This window comes from Lysinibacillus sp. FW301-JW8, assembly GCF_058788755.1.
Genome location: NZ_JBYTBB010000017.1, coordinates 12348 through 32058 on the forward strand (window position 1 = coordinate 12348; position 19711 = coordinate 32058).

Below are 19711 nucleotides of genomic sequence, written 5' to 3' on the forward strand. Positions count from 1 at the left end.
ATTATGATTATACTTTAATATCTAAGTTTTTGAACTTAGCTTCTGCAGAAATTCCAGCTTTGACAGATTTACTCCAATTACATGAAGGATCTTTTGCTTTCACAAAATCTCTAAGACGCTCAGCTTCTTCAAACTGGATTGGATCAAGTGTCTAGCTAGCAGAATAACGCTCTGTTTTTGGCAGTGGATTATAATACTTTTGCTTCACTCAATGAATAGGGTCCTTTCCTCATTATCCATTCGCATTCCTCTGTTTTTCACATTGACTCTCTCTCATCATTATTCAAAGCTTGTTTTACGTTATTAGGAGTAGGAACTAGATTTTCTTAAATATTATGAGGGTATCGGTATAAGTTCCAAGAAAATGAGGGGTGCATTGTTGTAAATAAACATGCTCTTCATTTGGACAAATTTTACTGATTATCGTAAACTTCCTATTATGAAAAAAGTGATAAAGTGAAATTAATTCTATCTGAATTTCATATTTAGAACGAAAGTATAACAAAAAGGGTTGAGTATTGTGAGAAAAAAAGGCTATTTCATAGACAAATACAAAAATCAGATTTATAACGATGAAGCATTAGTTTCAAGTAAACTTTATCCAAGTACTCCTACGTTACAGGAGATTGGAGAAATGATTTTTAATAGCATAGTAGAAGATATTTTTATCTGTAACTATCAAACAGAAAAGAAAAGCAAGTTAGAGCAAGTATCGATTAATGATGTTAAGTCTGAATGGTATTCAAAGTATAAATATAATATCTGCCTTGATGAGGAAGCGTATTTGAATGATTTTCCTAATGGATACTGCTTTTTTGCTGAGCTTTGGGAAAGCGAAAAAGGTGCTCCCATTGTGGTGTTATTCCAATATCATTAAGAGTCCAAAAAAGAGTATGTAGTATTTGAAAAACCTTCGCTGATGATTTTAAAATGTATATTCAAATCATTTTATGCCTGAGGATTATTTCAAGCTAACTGCTATTTTTAGCACTTGTAATAGGCATCTGGAGCAAGAAAAGTCAAAGTAGACAAGAAATCATTCAAGATGTTTCATCATTGAGAAGGAACACACATATAGGTAGCATGAATTCTTATATGATTTGGAACCATACCACTATATTTAACTGAATACTGCTATTTTTTTGTTGATATTTGAGAACAATTTCCTTTATTGCCGTTTGAAGAAACAATTGTCATTGCAGATGAAGTAGGTATTAAACATCATACCAACCCTAAGACGCATGATTCAATTGTGCTGACAACCGATTTTTTATTAACAATAGATAAGGGGGATTAGAAGAGTTACTCGCACTATTAAGATAAAAGATGAGCTTTAAAAGGTCATTGAGAAAATTGAAACTGAGCAAGTTTATGGGAAGGATAAAATATTGTTTGGGGTATATTGAGAACATAGATTTTGAATTTTTGATTATCCTTTTGAAAATACAAATCAATGTTGAAATAGAAGGATATTTTAAAAAGATCTTCCACGAATTCTATTAAGAGCGTGTTTTGAGCGCTTTTATCAAGGTTTATTGATTTAATAAATATTCTAAGACTACAATATCGACATCTAAAATTAAATTGTCAAAAAATGAAGAAGATAAAGCCTGTTTTTAGCAAAATCAGCTCTCGATATATTGAATTTTAGCAATTATTAGAAAATAATGTTGATAAATTGGATAATAAAAGTATAATGTAAGTATAGTTGCATTTATGGTTATTAATCCCTTATAAAAATTGAATGGTAAAATACTATTAATAGAGATTGAAATACAATTGAATATGCCGAAAAATGTAACTATAAAAACTAATGAAATGAGGAGATTTTATGATTAACATGATTCAATATTTGGAAAAAAACCCGTCACTACTTACATTGTTAAAAGAAAATAAGGCTTCTCTAGTTGGTGTTACAGAACTTGAGCAGAAGGCAATCATAACATCCTTTGATGATGAAGAGACATGTTTAGAAACGGGCTTTTGGCACTAAACTTTTTGAAAAGTAATTGGCTTTGGCTTGCTATAAGTACTTATCTTATATTAGGAAGTTATTTGATATATGTTACTTATAGCACGCCTTATTTGGGAATTAAACTGAAAGAAGAGAATGGACAATGGTTAATAATTGAGCCATTTTATAAGGAATGGGCAAATAAGCAAAGGATTTCAGCAGGGGATATTATTTTAGAAATTGATGGTAACAATATTAATGAACTAAATATTATTAAATATGATCCTGTAATTAGAGCGGCTAAAGAGTTAAAGTTTGTGAACCAAGAAGATGGACAGTTAATTCATTTACAACTAGAACCATCTGACATTCCTGAACAATTTTTGTATATATTTTTTTTACCAGCATGTTATTTTTTATTAAGTTTAATTGTTTCTCTCTACTTATATAAAAAACAAAAGAATTCGAGTTTAATAAATTTACTTATTCTGTTTATTCTTACCGTATCATTGGCTTATGTTAGTATTGGTGCATCAGGAATGTTAGATAATGTTGGGACAGTTGTGAATCGAAGTAGTATGATACTTTGTCTTGTTCTTTTGATTCACTTTTTAAGAAATTATTTTTTATTTTTGAATTTAAAATGGTTATTTATCTACAACATTAAAATAATATATATATTTCCTTTAATTATAGTTTCTTCTTTTAGTATTTTCAGTATCATCTACCCATTTACAAATACTTTACTCTCTATTTTTACCCTGTGGTTATTTTTTATTTTATTAATAATAATTTTTGGTATTTTAGGGATAGGCTATTTAAAATATAAAACCCCTCAATTGAAAATTTTTTTATTAAGTATTATTAGCCCTTTCTTACCATTCCTTTTTTTGTTTGCTTTACCGCAAATTATTATTCATAAATATATACTCTCTGCCGAAATATGCTCCTTATTTTTGTTGCTTATACCATACAGCTTCATATGTACACAGCTCACGGAACGCATATTTGATATGGAGTACTATATAACTCGCTTACGTCATTATTTTAATTTTTCATTTGCTTTTACAGTGTGGCTATTAATAGGTCTCTACTTGATAACTGATTTATCTATTTCAGGAATGACAGAAATTTTCCTTTTTTCCTTCTTCTCTTTAATAGCACTTTTCTATATTAAAGAAAAAATAGATTATCATAAGCGAAAAATCCTTTTTTCAACAAAAGGGGATTATATTCATAGAATGTATACGACCATTGATAGTATTGGAAGAGTCGTAAAGATTGAAGACTTATTGGAGAAATTTGTTCACGAAGTTGCTTTACATCTTGAGATTAATCATATAGACGTACTAACTTATGATTTACAAACACAACAAGTTACTTTTTTAAGCAAATCAAAAGTATATACACAAAATCAAATGGATGAAGTGTTACTAGAAGAACTACGTTTAGGGGATATAAAGAAAACTGAGCATTTTTATATTGCTTTTATTCACCAAGATATAAATTATAAAAGGATACTAGTCGTAGATCATAATAAATCTATCTATCTAAAGGATGAGGAATTATTATGGCTAGAATTATTGCTTTTATATTTAAATAATTTTATAGAAAATACTAAAATGGTGGAAGATCTTTTAGAACAATTAAAGCAGATGAAAGAAGCAGATAATAATCAGTTGCCGTGGCTCAATAAGCTACTTTGGCTACGATTTGAACAAGAAAAATATCTATTAGCGCAAGAGCTTCATGATACGATTTTACAAGAGCAGCTCCATATTGCTAGAGAAATGCATGAAGTGATTCATGCAAAGAAAACAACAAATGTACAAACGAACCTATCTAAAGTACATGACCATATGATTGCATCGTTGACTGATTTAAGAGGTTATTGTGAAAATTTAAAACCTCCACTATTAGATACATTAGGATTAAATGCAGCGCTTGAGAAACTTATTCAAAAAGTTCATAAATGTGCTGAATTTGTTTTGATTTACACCATTGATCGTCTTTATTTAGAGGATGAGCGTTTAAACTTGATGATTTATCGGATTTTTCAAGAGTTAATAAACAATGCGTTGAAGCATTCACATGCCAACATTGTAGAAATTTATCTCTTAGAAACAGATGGTGGCTTTGAAATCAATTATTCTGACGATGGTGTAGGATGTAAAATGGATGAAATCATTCTTGCGGATTCAATGGGAATCAGGGGGATGCAAGAGAGGGTACGGGCCTTTAATGGCAAGTTTTCTATCAATACCAATATTGGAGATGGAATGTCCATTCGAATTAAGGTAGATGAAGGAGAACAAACCCATTCCTATGGCTACGATACTTATAATAGACGACCAACTCATAGTAGGGGATAAAATATTACAGTCGTATACTTTATTGTGCCAAAAGCATCTGCTAGGAAATCAATACAATAGATAAGAAAATGTTGAAGAGCGCATTTGTTGAAGTTCAATCAGAAGAAAGTAGTTGAACTTTATGAAAATTGAACAATACCTCACTATGAAAGAATCTATTTTTATCAAATAGATTCTTTTTTTTTCGTAAAATATGGTCTTGGTAGTTGAGTCCCGTTTTCATAAAAATTCACCATTTGCAATTTTAATTCTCCTGTATTAGTGTTTACAAGATCCTTAAGTTAGTAGTCTTCGTTTACAAGTTCATATTTAATCTGTTCACATAGTGCAGCTTATCTAATTTTTTTCGTTTAACATGCACCATTTTACAGCTTCATTAAAACCCACCCGCTATAAAATAGGGCTATAACTCCTTCCAATGACCGAAAAGTACATTATTTATTAAATTTGCTCTTTTCTACTTTCTGTTTTCACTATAATTTCTGACAGCCTACTCTTTCGAATAGATTATAAACCAATACATCCATCCTTTATTACCACTCATCCATTTAAAATTTAGATTTTTTCTTTAATAGTCAGCATTCTCGGTGCCTCTAAACGATTATTATCTATCTAAAATCAACAAATTTTTTATCGTATTACTGCTATATTACAAAGATATCTTAAAAAAATATTATAGTAAGAATATAAAGAATATTTTAAAATTTAATTTACATTTATAAAAATTATGATAAGATTGTAATAAATTACGGTTATACAGTAATTATTCTTCTGTTAAGAGAAAGGAATTCAGTTATGGAAGAAATTTTTCAAAAGATAAAGCAATTAAGGTTTGAACAAGGTATGACTTTGAAGGAATTGAGTGAAAAGACCGAATTATCTGTCAGCTTTTTATCCCAAATTGAGAGAGGAACGTCATCTTTAGCTATCACTTCATTAAAAAAAATTGCTGACGCGTTTGGTGTGAAGATGATTCATTTCTTCGAGGAGACGGAAGATCTAAATTACGCAGTGAAAAAGCAAAATCAAAAACCTTTTAAAATAGAAAGCTCTGATTCTACTTATGTTAGGTTAAGCAATAACTTTCCAGATAGAAAAATAGAGCCATTTCTCGTAACAATAAAGCCTCTTCAAAAAGAAAACGAACCATTTAAACATCCAGGTGAAGAGTTTTATTACGTTCTAAAAGGGGCAGTATTATTCACTATTGACCAGACAGAATATTATTTGCGTGAAGGGGAAGCAATACATTTCCCTTCAAATCTCACTCATATATGGGAAAATCCCTTAAATCAGGAAACTGTATTACTTTCCGTAATCACTCCAGTTATTTTTAGTTAAATAAATAAAAGGGAAATTTATCTAGTTGTTTTAAGTTTTATTTACTTGAGGAATATTAGAATTTCAAAACGAATTCATTCATTAAAGATCTTATGCACCATTACTTGATCTTTCGACAATCGAGCAATAATTAATTGAATGTTCCTCAAGCCAAATTGCGTGCTAAAGATTGGTATATTTAATTTTCTGAATTATAAATCTATTTATTTCTGTAGTACTATTCTAGCAATTATTTTTAACAATACTTTTGAAAGAGGTGAAACTGATGACATTACTAAAAGTGGAGGATTTGACGATTAAATTCAAGTCACGCCAAGGTGTTGTCAAAGCAGTAGATAATTTAAGCTTTGAACTAGACCAAGGAAGTTCATTAGGAATCGTTGGTGAAAGTGGTAGTGGCAAAAGTGTTACCTCCCTTACTATAATGGGACTTTTACAAAATGCTAATACTGAAATCACTGGAAATATTGATTTTGATGGTTTAGATTTGTTAAAACTCTCATCTCATGAAATGCGGAAGATTAGAGGAAATTCTATATCAATGATATTTCAAGAGCCAATGACCTCACTTAATCCTTTACATACTTGTGGTAAGCAAATTATGGAACCAATCTTGATTCACCAAAAAGATGTAAGTAAACAAGAGGCAAAAAACCAAGCAATTGAATTACTAAGAATGGTAGGAATCCCTTCTCCTGAGCAGCGGTTTCATGAATATCCACACCAAATGTCTGGTGGTATGCGACAAAGAATTATGATTGCCATCGCTTTAGCTTGTAATACCAAACTATTAATTGCCGATGAGCCTACTACTGCATTAGATGTTACTATTCAAGCTCAAATTCTAGATTTAATGAACAGTCTGAAGAAAAAGAGGAATATGAGTATTATTATGATCACCCATGATTTGGGTGTCGTGAAAGAAATGTGTGAGAAAGTAGTAGTCATGTACACTGGACAAATTGTTGAAAAAAGTCCAACTGAGTTAGTTTTTGCCGATCCTCTTCATCCATATACAAAAGGATTGCTTAATGCTATACCTAAAATTTCTAGTAAAGTGGAAAGACTTGAAGCGATTGAAGGTAGTGTCCCTGATGCACTGAATATGCCAAAAGGTTGCAGTTTTCATCCTCGTTGTAAATATGCAACAGAGAAATGCAAATTGGAAGCCCCACCATTATTTAAACTAGAAGATGGTCGTGAAGTAAAATGCTTTATTTATGACGGATCTGAAAAGGGTGGTGATGTGAATGGTTCAAAATAATTCCAATAATATAGCTACAGTATCGAACAGCAATGGCACAGAAAACATTTTAGAGGTTTCACACTTAAAAAAGACCTTTCATATTAAAAGCCCAGATGGGAAAAAAGGCTTGCTTAGAGCAGTAGACGATGTTTCTTTTACGATAAAAAAGGGTGAAACTTTTAGTCTTGTCGGTGAAAGTGGATGTGGTAAAAGTACATTAGGCAGGACATTACTTGGTCTATATGCGCCTGACCAAGGATCTGAAATTTTATTTAATGGCGAGGATATTACAAAGTTCTCAAAATCAAAACAGAAAAACTTTGCCAAAAAGGCACAACTGATTTTTCAAGATCCATCTGCTTGCTTAAATCCACGTAGAACCATTAAGCAAATTTTATTAGAACCATTCAAAATTCATAAAATACAAAATGGTGAAGCAAAAATTAAAGAACTAATGGATATGGTTGGTCTAGCAAATCGTTTCCTCGATAGATTTCCTCATGAAATGTCAGGAGGTCAGAAACAAAGGGTTGGAATTGCTAGAGCATTGGCACTAGATCCAGAGCTTATCGTGTGTGACGAACCTGTCTCAGCTTTAGATGTGTCAATTCAAGCACAGGTCATTAACTTACTAGAGGACTTACAAAAACAATTGAACCTTACTTATCTATTTATCTCGCATGATCTCAGCGTTGTACACCATATTAGTGACCGAGTCGCAGTAATGTATTTAGGTAAAATTGTTGAATTGTCTACTCGTGATCAACTATATGATAAAACGAAACATCCTTACACAAAGTCGCTCCTTTCCTCTGTTCCAGATATTAGCGATGAACATCGAGAGAAAATTATTCTTAAAGGGGATGTTCCAAGTCCATCTAATCCGCCTGCCGGATGTCGGTTCCATACAAGATGCCCTGTAGCGATGGATATTTGTAAAACACAGGAGCCTGACTTTATTCAAACTGATAGTAAGCACTTTGCAGCATGTCATTTGCATACAAAGTAAACTATAAATTTATTATAAAAGGGGAATTTGGATGATGAAAAAAATTTCTTTACTTTCAATCCTATTGGTATTGGCTCTATCACTTATCGCCTGTAGCAATAAAGAAGAAAAAACAAATGAATCTGGAGGCACATCTAACACGGATACAATCGTTATTGGGGTTGCTTCCGACTGGAAAACATTAGATCCAGCTCGTGCTTATGAAGTGTTTGGGAATTTCTATTTCTATGCAACATATGAGAATTTATATACATTGGAAGGATCAGATCTTACGCCAAAGCCAGCACTTGCAAAGGAATATACGGTAGACGAATCTGGACTTGTGTATACATTTAAGCTAGATGAGGGTCGTAAATTTTCGAGCGGTAATGCTGTAACTGCAGAGGATGTAGTATTTAGTTTTAATCGTACAATAAATTTAAAAGATAATGCCTCTGCACTTGCAGAAGGAGTTGCTAGCGTGGAAGCGCCAGATGACAAGACTGTTGTTGTCAATCTTAAGGAAAAGGATGCATCATTCCTTTCAAAACTTACAAGTAATGCCTTTGCAGTTGTAGATAGCAAAGTTGTGAAGGAACAAGGTGGTTCAGATGCAGCTGATGCAAGTTCAACAGATGCAGCCACTACTTATCTAGATGGGGCATCAGCAGGCAGTGGTCCATATGTATTAACGAAGTGGACTCCAAATACAGAGATGGTTCTTGAAAAGAATCCGAATTATACAGGTACTGTGAATGCGAGTAAGATTATCATCAAAGAAATCCCGGATCCAAATACACAAATTAAAGCACTTGAAAAAGGTGAAATTGACGTAGCATTAAGCGTTGGACCTGACCAAGTGAAAAGCATCAAAGAGGGTGGAAATGCCAAGGTAGTATCTTCACCAACTTCAACAATTTCATTCTTATTAATGAATAATAGTACTGAAATAGGAAAAGAAATGGCGGACCCACTTGTTCAGCAAGCTGTTCGTTACGCACTTGACTATAAAGGCTTCCAGCTATTAGCAGGCGATGGCTCATTATTACCAATGTCATTTGTTCAAGATGGTTTTGTTGGTGCAAAATCTAGACCAGATAATTATCAAAACTTAGATAAAGCAAAGGAATTGATGAAGCAAGCAGGGTATGAAAAAGGCTTTACAGTACCTCTAACAGCTGCTAATTACGATTCAGAAGGACTTTCATGGGTAACAATTGCTGAAAAAGTAAAAGAAGATCTTGCGAAAATTAATATTAATGTAGAAATTCAAACTGGAGATGTTGGGGTTGTTATCGAAGACTATCGAAACGGGAAAACACCATTCCTAGTGATGCACTGGTCACCTGACTACTACGATCTAAGCAACCAATTAGCATTTATTCCAGGTGATATAGTAGGAAAACGTGCAAACTGGGAGTCTTCAGCAAATGCAGAATTAGTAAGTTTAGCTGAACAAGCGAAAGTGGAAATTGATGTTACAAAACGTGCAGAAATTTCTGAGAAAATGCAGGAAATAGTTGCTGAAAATAGTCCATATGCATTCTTAGTACAGCACCCTAAATCATTTGCTGTAGGTGCGAACCTTGAAGGTGTTACTTACAACGACCTTTATAAATTACGATTAAATGAATTAAAGCTTTCAAAATAATTTTTTACAATTAAGTAGCTACTCGTAGGTAGGTAACTACATACGGTAGCTACTTACCTAGATTACCTTCATTCAGCGGAAGACTCCCACCTCTATAGGTGGTGAGATGAATGTGATTTTGATTACTCTTTCAGAGGGTGTCCAAAAACCTACTGAATGAAGATAAAGCCTCCGGCGGATGTCACGGATTTTCAAAGGAATGAATTGTGCGGGCACAATTCAAAATCCGGACGCAATTACGCCAAGGCGAAATTGATTAGAAAGTTGTATTTTAGTTGGGAGTGTGATCCGAATTGCTTAGATTTATTGCTAGGCGTCTATTGTTTCTGCTTTTCTTATTATTTGGTGTGGCACTTTTCGTTTTTATTCTTTCGCATTTAGTGCCGAGTGATCCGGTTGCTGCGAATTTGAGCCAAAGTGCAATGAATAATCCTGAAATTGTTGCTGCTTTTAAAGAGAAGTGGGGACTAGATCAGTCGCTTTTTAGTCAATTACTTCTGTACTTCCAACACTTATTGACGGGTGATTTGGGTACATCAATACGAACAGGCAGACCTGTGTTTGATGATTTAATGCAGTTCTTCCCAGCAACATTGGAATTATCGATAGTGGCGATGGTGATTGCCTTAGTATTAGGTATTCTATTTGGGGCAATCTCTGCTATTTTCAGAAATAAGGCTATTGATCATATCATTCGTACTGTTTCTATTAGTGGGGTATCTATACCAAGCTTTTGGTTTGCTTTAATCATGCTTAACATTTTTTCTTCAGTTCTAGGCATTACGCCTGGACCAGGACGAATTGATGCACGAGCAACAACTCCTGAGGAAGGAACAGGATTACTTCTTCTAGATTCAATTATTAACGGGAATTTTCAATTATTCGGTGATGTGGCTATGCATTTGATTCTGCCAGGAACGGTATTAGGATTCTTTACTATGGGACTAATTGCTCGTCAAACAAGATCTAATTTGCTTGAAGTGTTGTCAATGGATTACATACGCACAGCTCGTTCTAAAGGTCTGAAGGAATCTGGAATTATCGTTAAACATGCGATTTCCAATGCAATGATACCAGTCATTACAGTAGCTGGAATAGGATTTTGTAATTTACTAGGTGGAATGGTGCTAGTTGAGAATATTTTTGCTTGGCCAGGAATTGGACAATATGCCTACCTATCTGCCGTTTCACTTGATTTCCCAGCTATATGCGGTGTGTCATTATTAATTGCTTTTATTTATGTTGTTATTAATCTACTAATTGATATCCTTTATGGGATTATTGATCCGAGGGTGAGGTATAAATAATGAGAAAATTTAGCTCTTTTATCACTCAAAAAGGATTTCTTTTTAAATTGGGATTATTCATTTGTGCATTTTGGATTATCGTTGTCATTTGTGCACCTTTAATCGCTACACACAGTACAACTGTACAAGATTTAACCATTCGATACCAGCCACCGAGCTTATCACATTTCTTTGGTACTGATGAGTTGGGACGTGATGTATTCTCACGTGTTATGTATGGTTCTAGAATTTCTCTAACAGCAGGTATAATTACTGTGATAACTGCCTTTTCTTTTGGTATTTTCTATGGGGGAATAGCAGGATATAAAGGCGGGAAAGTAGACGAAGTAATGATGCGTTTCTCAGAGCTTATTATGGCATTTCCACCACTTATTTTAGCGATGGTAATTGCAGCAGCGCTTGGTCCAAGTATTATAAACTCAGTAATTGCAATGGCCATTATATGGTGGCCAAACTATGCAAGATTGATGCGTTCAATGGTGATCTCCTTAAAAGAAAGCGAGTATGTTACTGCTTCTCGTGTGATGGGTGCTTCACATGTTCGAGTTCTATTTTTAGAAATTTTACCGAATAGCTTTGGTCCCTTACTAGTTATGGCAACACTTGACCTAGGGAATGCAATCTTGATGTTTTCTGGATTAAGCTTCCTTGGACTTGGAACACAGCCGCCTACACCTGAGTGGGGTTCAATGGTATCAGATGGGGCAAAGGTTATTCAAAATTGGTGGGTATCTACTTTCCCAGGGTTAGCTATCTTCTCTATTTCTATTGGTGCTAACTTCGTAGGGGATGGTTTACGAGACTTCTTAGATCCAAAACTTCAAAAAGAATAGGTGGTAAATGTAATGGAAAAAATTAATATTAATCAAGTCGAGCCCATTGGTATGCCAATGTATGAAATGAAGAAATTTTTTACAAAGCAAGGGAATTTTCAAGAAGTGAGCATGAGTGTTATTTCACTAACACCTGGCGAACGAGTTCCAGCTGTGGGCATGAGCCGTCATGATGAAGATGAGTATTCTTATATTTTCAGTGGAGAAATTGAAACATACAGTAATGGTGAGTACAGTGTGGAAAAAGCTGGAGATGCAACACTAATACCTGCTGGCGAAGAGCACTGGTGTGTTAATAATAGCAGTGAACCATGTATGCTCGTTTGCTTTATGGTGAAAACAGCCGAATAATAATTGGCGCTTTCTTATTTAAAATTGGTCCAATAAGATTTGTAGCAAGTTTAATAAAGCTTGAAGCGCTACTAATAAAATAGTTTTCTCGTGATTTAATATGAAGATTATAATAAACTATTTAAATAAAAATGATAGAAAATAAATGGTATGTTTTACAGTGAAAATGATAACTTTACTCCTGAAAAAGTTTTTCGTGATTTTAAGCTCAAATCATAATTTAGTATTACCAGTGTTTAAAAACTAAAAAATATTTGTTAGAACTCATTTTGATTATTTTTTTCAAAATGAGTTCTTTTAATACTTTGAAAATAGTATTTAAAAAATAGTAAATATTGTATAATAATGCATATTTGGGGAGTTTTATTTTTTAAAATAGGTTCATCACCAAAAGATGTGGTTGACATTTTTAATTGTAATAGTAGTTGACTGGCGGAGCGGAAGTCAACCACAAGTTATGGTGAAGAGCCTTAAAATATCCGCTATTTGATATAATTTTTAATGGGTATGAAATAATTGGAGAGCATGGAATATGCCAAAACTCAATTCTAGCTAATTATAAAGTGTCAAACAATTTTCACATATTATGATGTTGACGCTTACTTGTTTGACTTTTAAAAAAGTCGAACAAGACTTATACCTTATTAAGAGTGATCAGTGGGAAACAATAGTTATGTTATTCCCTTAAAGGGTCATTATATTGAATAACTAAAAATAGGCTAAGATATATTTTTATAGTGTATTTTTAAAGATAAAAGTATGGTCAAGATAGAAGGGAAATCCGGATAGATGCCTGGTCATCCTTCGTTTTTTTATGAGATTGCAGGAGAAAAAACCGAACAACTTTTTATCATCCAAAACATAGAGAGGGCATGAGAATAGGTGGAACAAGGAGTGGGAGGTAAGATGCGAGGAAGTCTTAATGTTTCGAAAAACACCTAATTTTTCCCTTAAATATTTTCAATTGAATTACTTGACTATAACGTAACGTCATAGTGCATAGTTGTAAATATATTAAATAAGGAGTTGGGAAAAATGAAAATAAAAGCATTACGCTCAGATAAAGTATATCGGAAAGTGATACAAGCCCCACAAGAGGAAAAGATTGAATTATTCAGGCAAGAAATGTTGGCCCCATTTATGAAGAAATGGGAAATACAACATATTCCTTTTAAAACTGAAGAGCCCAATGGTTTTGACGTTATTACGTTGAATAATATGATGAATATATCACCTACTCAAATTACCAATAAAATTTCAAAGGAATTAGATTTAATTTCGTCTGACTCCTTTTGGAATGAGTGTGAAGAATCCGTTAAGAAAAGCCTTTACTTATTTACAGAGCACGGTGTAAACCTCACTGTATCAGATTATTTATTCACTATTCAATTAGGAAATCCAAACAGCACTCCATTGATGTTAAGTGAAGGATATAGTGGTGATGGGGGTATTCCTGGTTATATTATTTGTACACTTGTACCAAATGAATACACAATGCCCCGGATGAAGGCTGCTTTAGCTCATGAATGTAATCATAATGTTCGTTATCAATTTATTCAATGGGACCATTTCGCAGTTACGTTAGGTGAATTAATTGTTAGTGAAGGGTTAGCAGAAAACTTTGCGACTTCTATTTTTGGGGAGGAGCTACTTGGCCCATGGGTATCGAAAACAAGCATTGAAACGCTTAATAATCATATTAAACCGGTATTGAAAGAAAAATTACAGCTGGAAGGATTTGATAAAATTACACCTTATCTTTATGGTGACGAGATAGCAAAACTTCAAAACTTTACACCCGCCAATATGCCTTATAGTGCTGGTTATGCATGTGGATATTATTTAATAAAATACTATTTGAAAAAAACAGGAAAGAATATCTTTGAAGCTACAATTACTCCAGCCAATTTAATATTGGAAGAATCAAAAGGATTTTGGGATGAAGAAACAATTATTAGCAGTTAAAGATATCGTTCAAATTACAGGCATAACAAAAAGAACCTTACACTATTATGATAAGATAAATTTATTAAAACCAATTTACCTAACAGACAATGGTTATCGGCTCTATGATAGGAATAGTTTAGAGAAACTTCAAATAATCTTACTTTTAAAAGAAATGGACTTTTCCTTAAATGAAATTACGGATATTTTGAAACTTTCGGATGAAGAACAGCGAAAAGTATTAAAAAATCACAGTCAAGCTTTATTTTTGAAAAAAAAACGATTAGAGAAAATCATCACTGCGGTTGATCAGTATGTATCAGGAAAGGATATATACAACTTAAACATTTTTAATGATTCAACCATTCCATCCTTACAAGAACAATATGATCGTGAAGCTAAATTTTTCTATGGTGATACAAAGAGTCACAAAGAATTTGAAGAAAGACTAAAAAAACTCTCACCCAACAATAAAGCAAACTTATATTCCGAATTTGAACAAAACATGGAAAATGTATTTAGAAAAATCGCATCCCATATAAAGAAATCTCCTTCTTCTGATGAAGTACAGCAATTAATCATCGAATGGAAAAGATATCTTGAACAATCGATTGTTTGTGACGCTGAAATGTTAACATGTATTGCAAATACGTATAAATTTGATAATCGCTTTAAAAATTATATAAATCAGTTTAGCAACGACGACTTAGCCGAGTTTTTATATAACGCTATTACACATCATATCAATCAGAAGAAGGAGTAATCAAATACTTTAATAATAAAACATACAATTAAAAGATTGGGCTGCCCAATAAATTCCCCAAACAGAGCAGGTCAAAAAGTTTCCCAAATCACTTTGGAAAGCGCTGACCGGTGGAAAGATCCAGAAACAGCGTAAAAAATTTTCGATGTGTTCCCGGTAGTGAAACAGCTACATGAGATGCTCTGGTACTTGGCCGAAGTCCTGACGTTGAACGTGGCTCACTCATCAAACTAGACGTTCCATCACATCAGGCAGATGTAAACGTTCTGCTTTTAAAAACAAGCGAACTTGTGCGGACCGAGTCACATCGTCATCATAAGAATTCAAAAAAGTAATAAGATTGACCGTCAGGGAGCCGACCTTATGGGGGAAAATCTTTGAGGTGCCAACTTAAGAGGAGCATACCTGATTGCTACTGACCTCCAAGACGCCGACCTCAGAGGGGCCGATCTAACTAGAAGCATCTTAGTAAACTAAGTGGAGGTACTTATGGGACTAAAAAAACCAGATATTTATGATGAATTCGAATATGCAGGTCACTGGTGGTTGCCAGAAAATCCTGAGAGAAAAGTATCAGGGACACTAATATTTTCTAAGGACGGAATAACACTAGAACTTATTGGTACTATTAATGGTAAGAGTAATTGGGATGAAATAAATGAAGAACATGTTGGTGAATTTCCAATTCTATACGGAGAATGTGAAGAAGGGCCAGTAACTCTTATCAATGGATTCGAAATGAATAAAAGAACAGGGTACATAATAACTTCAATCTTAAATGAAACAAAGGTAGGAGGAAAGGATCTTATATGGGAAACCGGACATTCCTGAGCGTTACAAATGCCGATACAGATTCGATCGATTATGAGAATACAGCTTTCGAGACGAATAATTTTCTCGCTCCAGTATGGTTTTGTCTGGTCAGCCAAGAGCAGTTCCAGCGCTATAGCGAGCAGCTTATGCAAGCATGGAGCAAGATTCAACCCCATATGGACCAACCGGATGTGGAGGATCTGCCTGAGTGGGAATCCTTTTCCGAGGCATTCCAATGGCAGATTCCATGGGTGGATGCTGCAGAGCAGTTGCGCCTGAGTTTACCCGGCACACTGGCCCATTTCCCTTCGCTTGCCGCTCCTGTACATGAGTGGCTGGAAACCTTATCGACCCATGTACAGCGGTATTCTGCTGCCGTTATTCATCTTGAGCTTTCGCAATATTTCTCGTTCACTGGCGATCCCGCCCTCTATCTGAAAGACATTCAAGAATACGTTACCCTCTGGCAGTTGCCGCATCCCTCGCAGGAGAAGGTCTGGCAGGGAGCAGCCGATAACTTCTATATGCTGAATGGGGAGCATTTGCCATGGAGAGAACGTACGATAGCTAAACCGGAGCAAGCTCCAGAAATTCAGCCAGCACAGTCCATTCCTCCAGCATCTGGGAAGCGCCAACCCAAATGGCGGCAGGAGCTCTACATATGGTTGCTTGTGATACTGTCCGCAACCATCTTTTTTATTGTCTATGTCAATACCTCCAGTGGTTGGTTGGCGGTGCTCGGCTTCCTCATCCCCTCTCTGTTTATCGTTTTGTGGAATGTGATTATCGGTCCTAAAAAAAACTCCCGCCAACGACTGGAGGAGGCCACGACCTTGAAGAGGAACAGTACCCCCTCTTATGCTGTGCTTAGGATTGAGTATTTCGATGGGCATTCACCTATTGGGGTAGATGGCATGGAAACCGGCCCTTCGGAGGATAAATCATTACCGTATCTTATCCCGTGGCTGCAAATCATGCAAGCGAAGGTGCTTTCATCTCATGAGGTTGAGCTCATAATTTCTTCTAAAAATCCACCAGTCTCTACCTTACAACTTCATTTGAAACTGGATGAACAGCTGGTAGCAAAGGATACCGTATCAGCTGTTAATGCCATTGTGTTGGCTCATAAAATGTCCGTTTAACTACAATGACTTCGACCTCAACCAGAAAGCCGTTCTTACAGTAATTGCACAGGCGTGATAATGTAGATTATTTTTGAAAGATAAAATATGAAAAAAATTACGGTTCACAAGATAAAACCATATTTTTAAATATCCATCCTGCCTTCAAGTAACGGGAACTTTAGTTCAATGCACCATGGAGCAGATTGCGATCCGGCAGCTGCTCCATGGTGCATTAAGCTAATGGACAGGTTACCACAACATACTGGTTATTATATGCGTCTATTGTTATGGAGTTATTTGTAACTGTGGGGAAGGGAGCTGATGAAGCAAGGAACGGATGTCGCGTTAGTAATAATGACCGTTATGTTAACAATTGTTGGGTGCAGTGGTAAAAGTCCTTTTGGGGAAAATTTAAAGAGTACGAATGAAGTTTTAGTGAAAAGTGAACAGTTTGAGAAGAAAATAACTGATGTAAGGTGAAATATCCAGATTGGTGGATCTATTAAACAAAAGCAAAGCAATCGATCCTCAGAAAGAACGATATTAAAAACCATTGGTTATTTAGACAATATAAACTTGAAATTTCATCGAAAAAAAATAAGCGATGAAAAGCAGTGTAAACGAACACACAGTTCGACAAAAGTGAAGCTGAAAGTACAAAAAACAACAATTATACTTCTGTTGAACGACCATATCCTTACTACGAGAGGAACGAGAAATTTGGATAGATTACATTTAGAAAAAGTCAAAATCCCTAACAATATTATCGAATATATGCAAGAGGGTATGTGGGAATGTCTCGACTATAAACCATTTGTGATACATATAGCCAGCGTTATAAATAAGGGAAATGAAACATTGAGTTATTCACTAGAGTTTTCGCCAACTGGTGGTTATGAAAAACTTAATCGCAAATTAGAGGAAATGCCGTATATTTCTGACGGATACGGTTGGACCAATTACATTCTTGATAAACTTAAACAAGAAAAAGTTGCTTTTAAAGAAGTCATTGAAAGCGATTCTGAATCTGAAACTTGTGTTTTGATAACGTTTAACGAAAACGATTTTAGAATGCTGCTGCAAAAAGTATCTCTCTATGTCAGAGAGCTTTTACTAACGAAAATCAGTGATAACAGTGAAGAAAATACAAAAACCATGATGATCAGCCGATTTTGGAGTCACGAAGATGAAGACGATGAAATATGCAAACCTGAAATCATGTTTAGAAGACCACGTGTGGACTACAGAATTAGCGAATATATATGGTCTTTTTTGGAAAGCAATCTGTTGATGCAAAAAAGGATTTTGCAAAAAAACAGTATGGCGATAACCTTGTTTATGGGGCCGATAAACAAACGTCATAAGTTCTTTTATGATTCCGCATACAACACAGAGACCAAGAAGTTCCGTCCAGCGATGAGGGGGAGTAAACTGAAGGATATCAGTATATCGTGCAGTTATAATGGTTTTAATGAAAAAATGTCGCCCGCAGAATATGCAGATATTGTTTATGATATGTACTGTTCATTTTTAGTAGACAGTTTTAAAAAAATAACAAAGGAAGAATGTGATGAGTTAAAAGGCATGCTCGATTTTGATGTCATCCATTCGTTTGAATTTCCTGCGACTTTTGATAATCAGAAGTACAGTGCAGATGGAGGCGGATTTGGTGGCAGAACTGTAAATGGAATTGTGGATGAAAAGGCTGTTCCCTATAATTATCGGGAAGCCTACATTAACCAATTTGGAAAATAACTATGCCTAAAAGAAAGTGGGAGCTTGCGGAAAAGGCAAAAATGATTGCAGATGAGCTGTAATAACTCAAACTTTCGCACTTAAATAAAAGCTCTAATTCAAGGCTGTAGTTAAAGATTCGGCTAATTAAGTTTGATTCTTGACAGATTTTAAACATAAGAAAAGACCCCTTTGAAATTTGGTATAGTGAAGTTGACCGCAACACTATCAAATTAAAAGAGGTGTAGAAAGAAGACTCATATTAATACTGTTTCAGAAAAATTTACAGATGAATTAGTTATAAACTTATATAATCACAATAGATTAAAATCATCAAAAGAATTATTAAATTGGTTATTAATTGATGGGAAAATGAAGAATATCGAAAATCTTTACAATAAAATTGATGCTATTAATAGTTATTCTCAACAGAAAAATATCTTTAAAATTGTGCATTGGTATATAAAAGAGAAACAACTATCGAGAGAAGAAGTATACAATTTTTGTCACAATTAAATCCATCATTTCAGGAAATTGTCGTTAGAAAAGGTGATAATAAAGAAATAGATTCAGATGAACATACCTTAGCTCTTTTTGAGATTTTGAAAATAAAAAAATAATTGCTTCTTCCAAACAGAATCCAATACAATAAGAGATAATAATAAGCGTAAACAGTCGTTTTAGCCATTAAATTAATATAGAAAACTTTTTTAAGTGCATGTTTTTAATTTATTGAAAAAACATGCTCTTTTTTATTATTAAAAATCGGGATGCTTTTTCAGTTAACATATAAACTAGCTATTTTATGCAATTTAAAATAACTTGAGCTATTATTATTTGATGCTTACTTGTTTGACTTAATAAAAAGCCAAAGAAGACTGATACCACAAACATAAAAAAACAAGGGAGGTTGAGCCATAAATGGGACTTAGATTGATTTTAGCAGAAAAGCCGTCCGTTGCGAAGAACATTGCAGATGCTTTAAAAATAAAAAGCAAAAAAGATGGTTTCTTTGAAGGAAATGGTTATGTTATTACATGGGCTTTCGGTCATCTATTGCAGCTTTTTGATGCCAAGGATTATGACAAAAAGATGGAAAAATAGCAGATGGAGAACTTTCCATTTATCCCCGATCATTTTCGTTACAAGGTGAAGGCGGATCCTAAAAAAAGAGGGAAAGAAGATTTTGGAGCAAGAAAACAGCTGAGAATCATTAATAGTTAAATGAAGCGACAAGATGTTCAAATGGTCATTTCTGCGTGTGACTTTGATGTATCTCTATAAATGTAT

At 34.3% G+C, this 19711-nt stretch carries 16 protein-coding genes and 3 pseudogenes; all 19 read left to right on the forward strand.

The window, feature by feature from the left end:
• Positions 1–520 precede the first annotated feature (520 nt).
• A complete protein-coding gene (locus AC3WOM_RS09195) occupies positions 521–877 on the forward strand; it encodes a hypothetical protein (protein ID WP_492446342.1) in 357 nt (118 codons plus the stop codon).
• A gap of 223 nt (positions 878–1100) precedes the next feature.
• Positions 1101–1334, forward strand: a pseudogene (locus tag AC3WOM_RS09200) (TnsA endonuclease N-terminal domain-containing protein); the annotation flags it as partial.
• Between the two features lie 497 nt (positions 1335–1831).
• On the forward strand, positions 1832–1993 hold the full coding sequence (gene comX / locus AC3WOM_RS09205) for a competence pheromone ComX (RefSeq protein WP_427538160.1): 162 nt from the start codon (positions 1832–1834) through the stop codon (positions 1991–1993).
• Positions 1966–4326: a sensor histidine kinase gene (locus AC3WOM_RS09210; RefSeq protein ID WP_492446345.1), complete on the forward strand. Its 2361-nt coding sequence runs from the start codon at positions 1966–1968 to the stop codon at positions 4324–4326. Before comX ends, AC3WOM_RS09210 begins: the two co-directional genes overlap by 28 nt.
• A gap of 795 nt (positions 4327–5121) precedes the next feature.
• Positions 5122–5667 (forward strand): helix-turn-helix domain-containing protein, encoded by a 546-nt coding sequence (locus AC3WOM_RS09215; RefSeq protein WP_427538166.1) that lies wholly within the window; start codon positions 5122–5124, stop codon positions 5665–5667.
• 265 nt (positions 5668–5932) lie between these two features.
• Positions 5933–6931, forward strand: a complete 999-nt coding sequence (locus AC3WOM_RS09220; RefSeq protein WP_492446347.1) for an ABC transporter ATP-binding protein — start codon at positions 5933–5935, stop codon at positions 6929–6931.
• A complete protein-coding gene (locus tag AC3WOM_RS09225; RefSeq protein WP_492446348.1) occupies positions 6918–7922 on the forward strand; it encodes an ABC transporter ATP-binding protein in 1005 nt (334 codons plus the stop codon). The genes AC3WOM_RS09220 and AC3WOM_RS09225 overlap by 14 nt, the downstream gene beginning before the upstream one ends.
• Positions 7923–7953: 31 nt before the next feature.
• Entirely contained in the window at positions 7954–9552 is a 1599-nt protein-coding gene (locus AC3WOM_RS09230) for an ABC transporter substrate-binding protein (RefSeq protein ID WP_427538175.1), read from the forward strand.
• Positions 9553–9845: 293 nt separating this feature from the next.
• On the forward strand, positions 9846–10859 hold the full coding sequence (locus AC3WOM_RS09235; RefSeq protein ID WP_492446350.1) for an ABC transporter permease: 1014 nt from the start codon (positions 9846–9848) through the stop codon (positions 10857–10859).
• On the forward strand, positions 10859–11692 hold the full coding sequence (locus AC3WOM_RS09240) for an ABC transporter permease (RefSeq protein ID WP_427538181.1): 834 nt from the start codon (positions 10859–10861) through the stop codon (positions 11690–11692). The genes AC3WOM_RS09235 and AC3WOM_RS09240 overlap by 1 nt, the downstream gene beginning before the upstream one ends.
• 12 nt (positions 11693–11704) lie before the next feature.
• Complete coding sequence (locus tag AC3WOM_RS09245; RefSeq protein ID WP_492446352.1) at positions 11705–12043, forward strand: cupin domain-containing protein; 339 nt, start codon at positions 11705–11707, stop codon at positions 12041–12043.
• Between the two features lie 1035 nt (positions 12044–13078).
• Positions 13079–14008 carry a DUF2268 domain-containing putative Zn-dependent protease gene (locus AC3WOM_RS09250; protein ID WP_492446354.1) on the forward strand — a complete coding sequence of 310 codons (930 nt, stop codon included), beginning with the start codon at positions 13079–13081 and terminating at the stop codon, positions 14006–14008.
• Positions 13983–14750, forward strand: a complete 768-nt coding sequence (locus AC3WOM_RS09255; RefSeq protein WP_492446356.1) for a MerR family transcriptional regulator — start codon at positions 13983–13985, stop codon at positions 14748–14750. The genes AC3WOM_RS09250 and AC3WOM_RS09255 overlap by 26 nt, the downstream gene beginning before the upstream one ends.
• A gap of 396 nt (positions 14751–15146) precedes the next feature.
• Positions 15147–15227 (forward strand): annotated as a pseudogene (locus AC3WOM_RS09260) (pentapeptide repeat-containing protein); the annotation flags it as partial.
• Positions 15228–15239: 12 nt separating this feature from the next.
• On the forward strand, positions 15240–15581 hold the full coding sequence (locus AC3WOM_RS09265; protein WP_492446358.1) for an ApeA N-terminal domain 1-containing protein: 342 nt from the start codon (positions 15240–15242) through the stop codon (positions 15579–15581).
• Positions 15560–16705: a hypothetical protein gene (locus AC3WOM_RS09270; RefSeq protein ID WP_492446360.1), complete on the forward strand. Its 1146-nt coding sequence runs from the start codon at positions 15560–15562 to the stop codon at positions 16703–16705. Before AC3WOM_RS09265 ends, AC3WOM_RS09270 begins: the two co-directional genes overlap by 22 nt.
• A gap of 303 nt (positions 16706–17008) precedes the next feature.
• The gene (locus AC3WOM_RS09275; protein ID WP_492446361.1) at positions 17009–17167 is read left to right on the forward strand and encodes a hypothetical protein; all 159 of its coding nucleotides are present in this window, start codon (positions 17009–17011) and stop codon (positions 17165–17167) included.
• A gap of 240 nt (positions 17168–17407) precedes the next feature.
• Positions 17408–18442, forward strand: a complete 1035-nt coding sequence (locus tag AC3WOM_RS09280) for a hypothetical protein (protein WP_492446363.1) — start codon at positions 17408–17410, stop codon at positions 18440–18442.
• Between the two features lie 900 nt (positions 18443–19342).
• Positions 19343–19642 (forward strand): annotated as a pseudogene (locus tag AC3WOM_RS09285) (type IA DNA topoisomerase); the annotation flags it as partial.
• Positions 19643–19711: the final 69 nt, after the last annotated feature.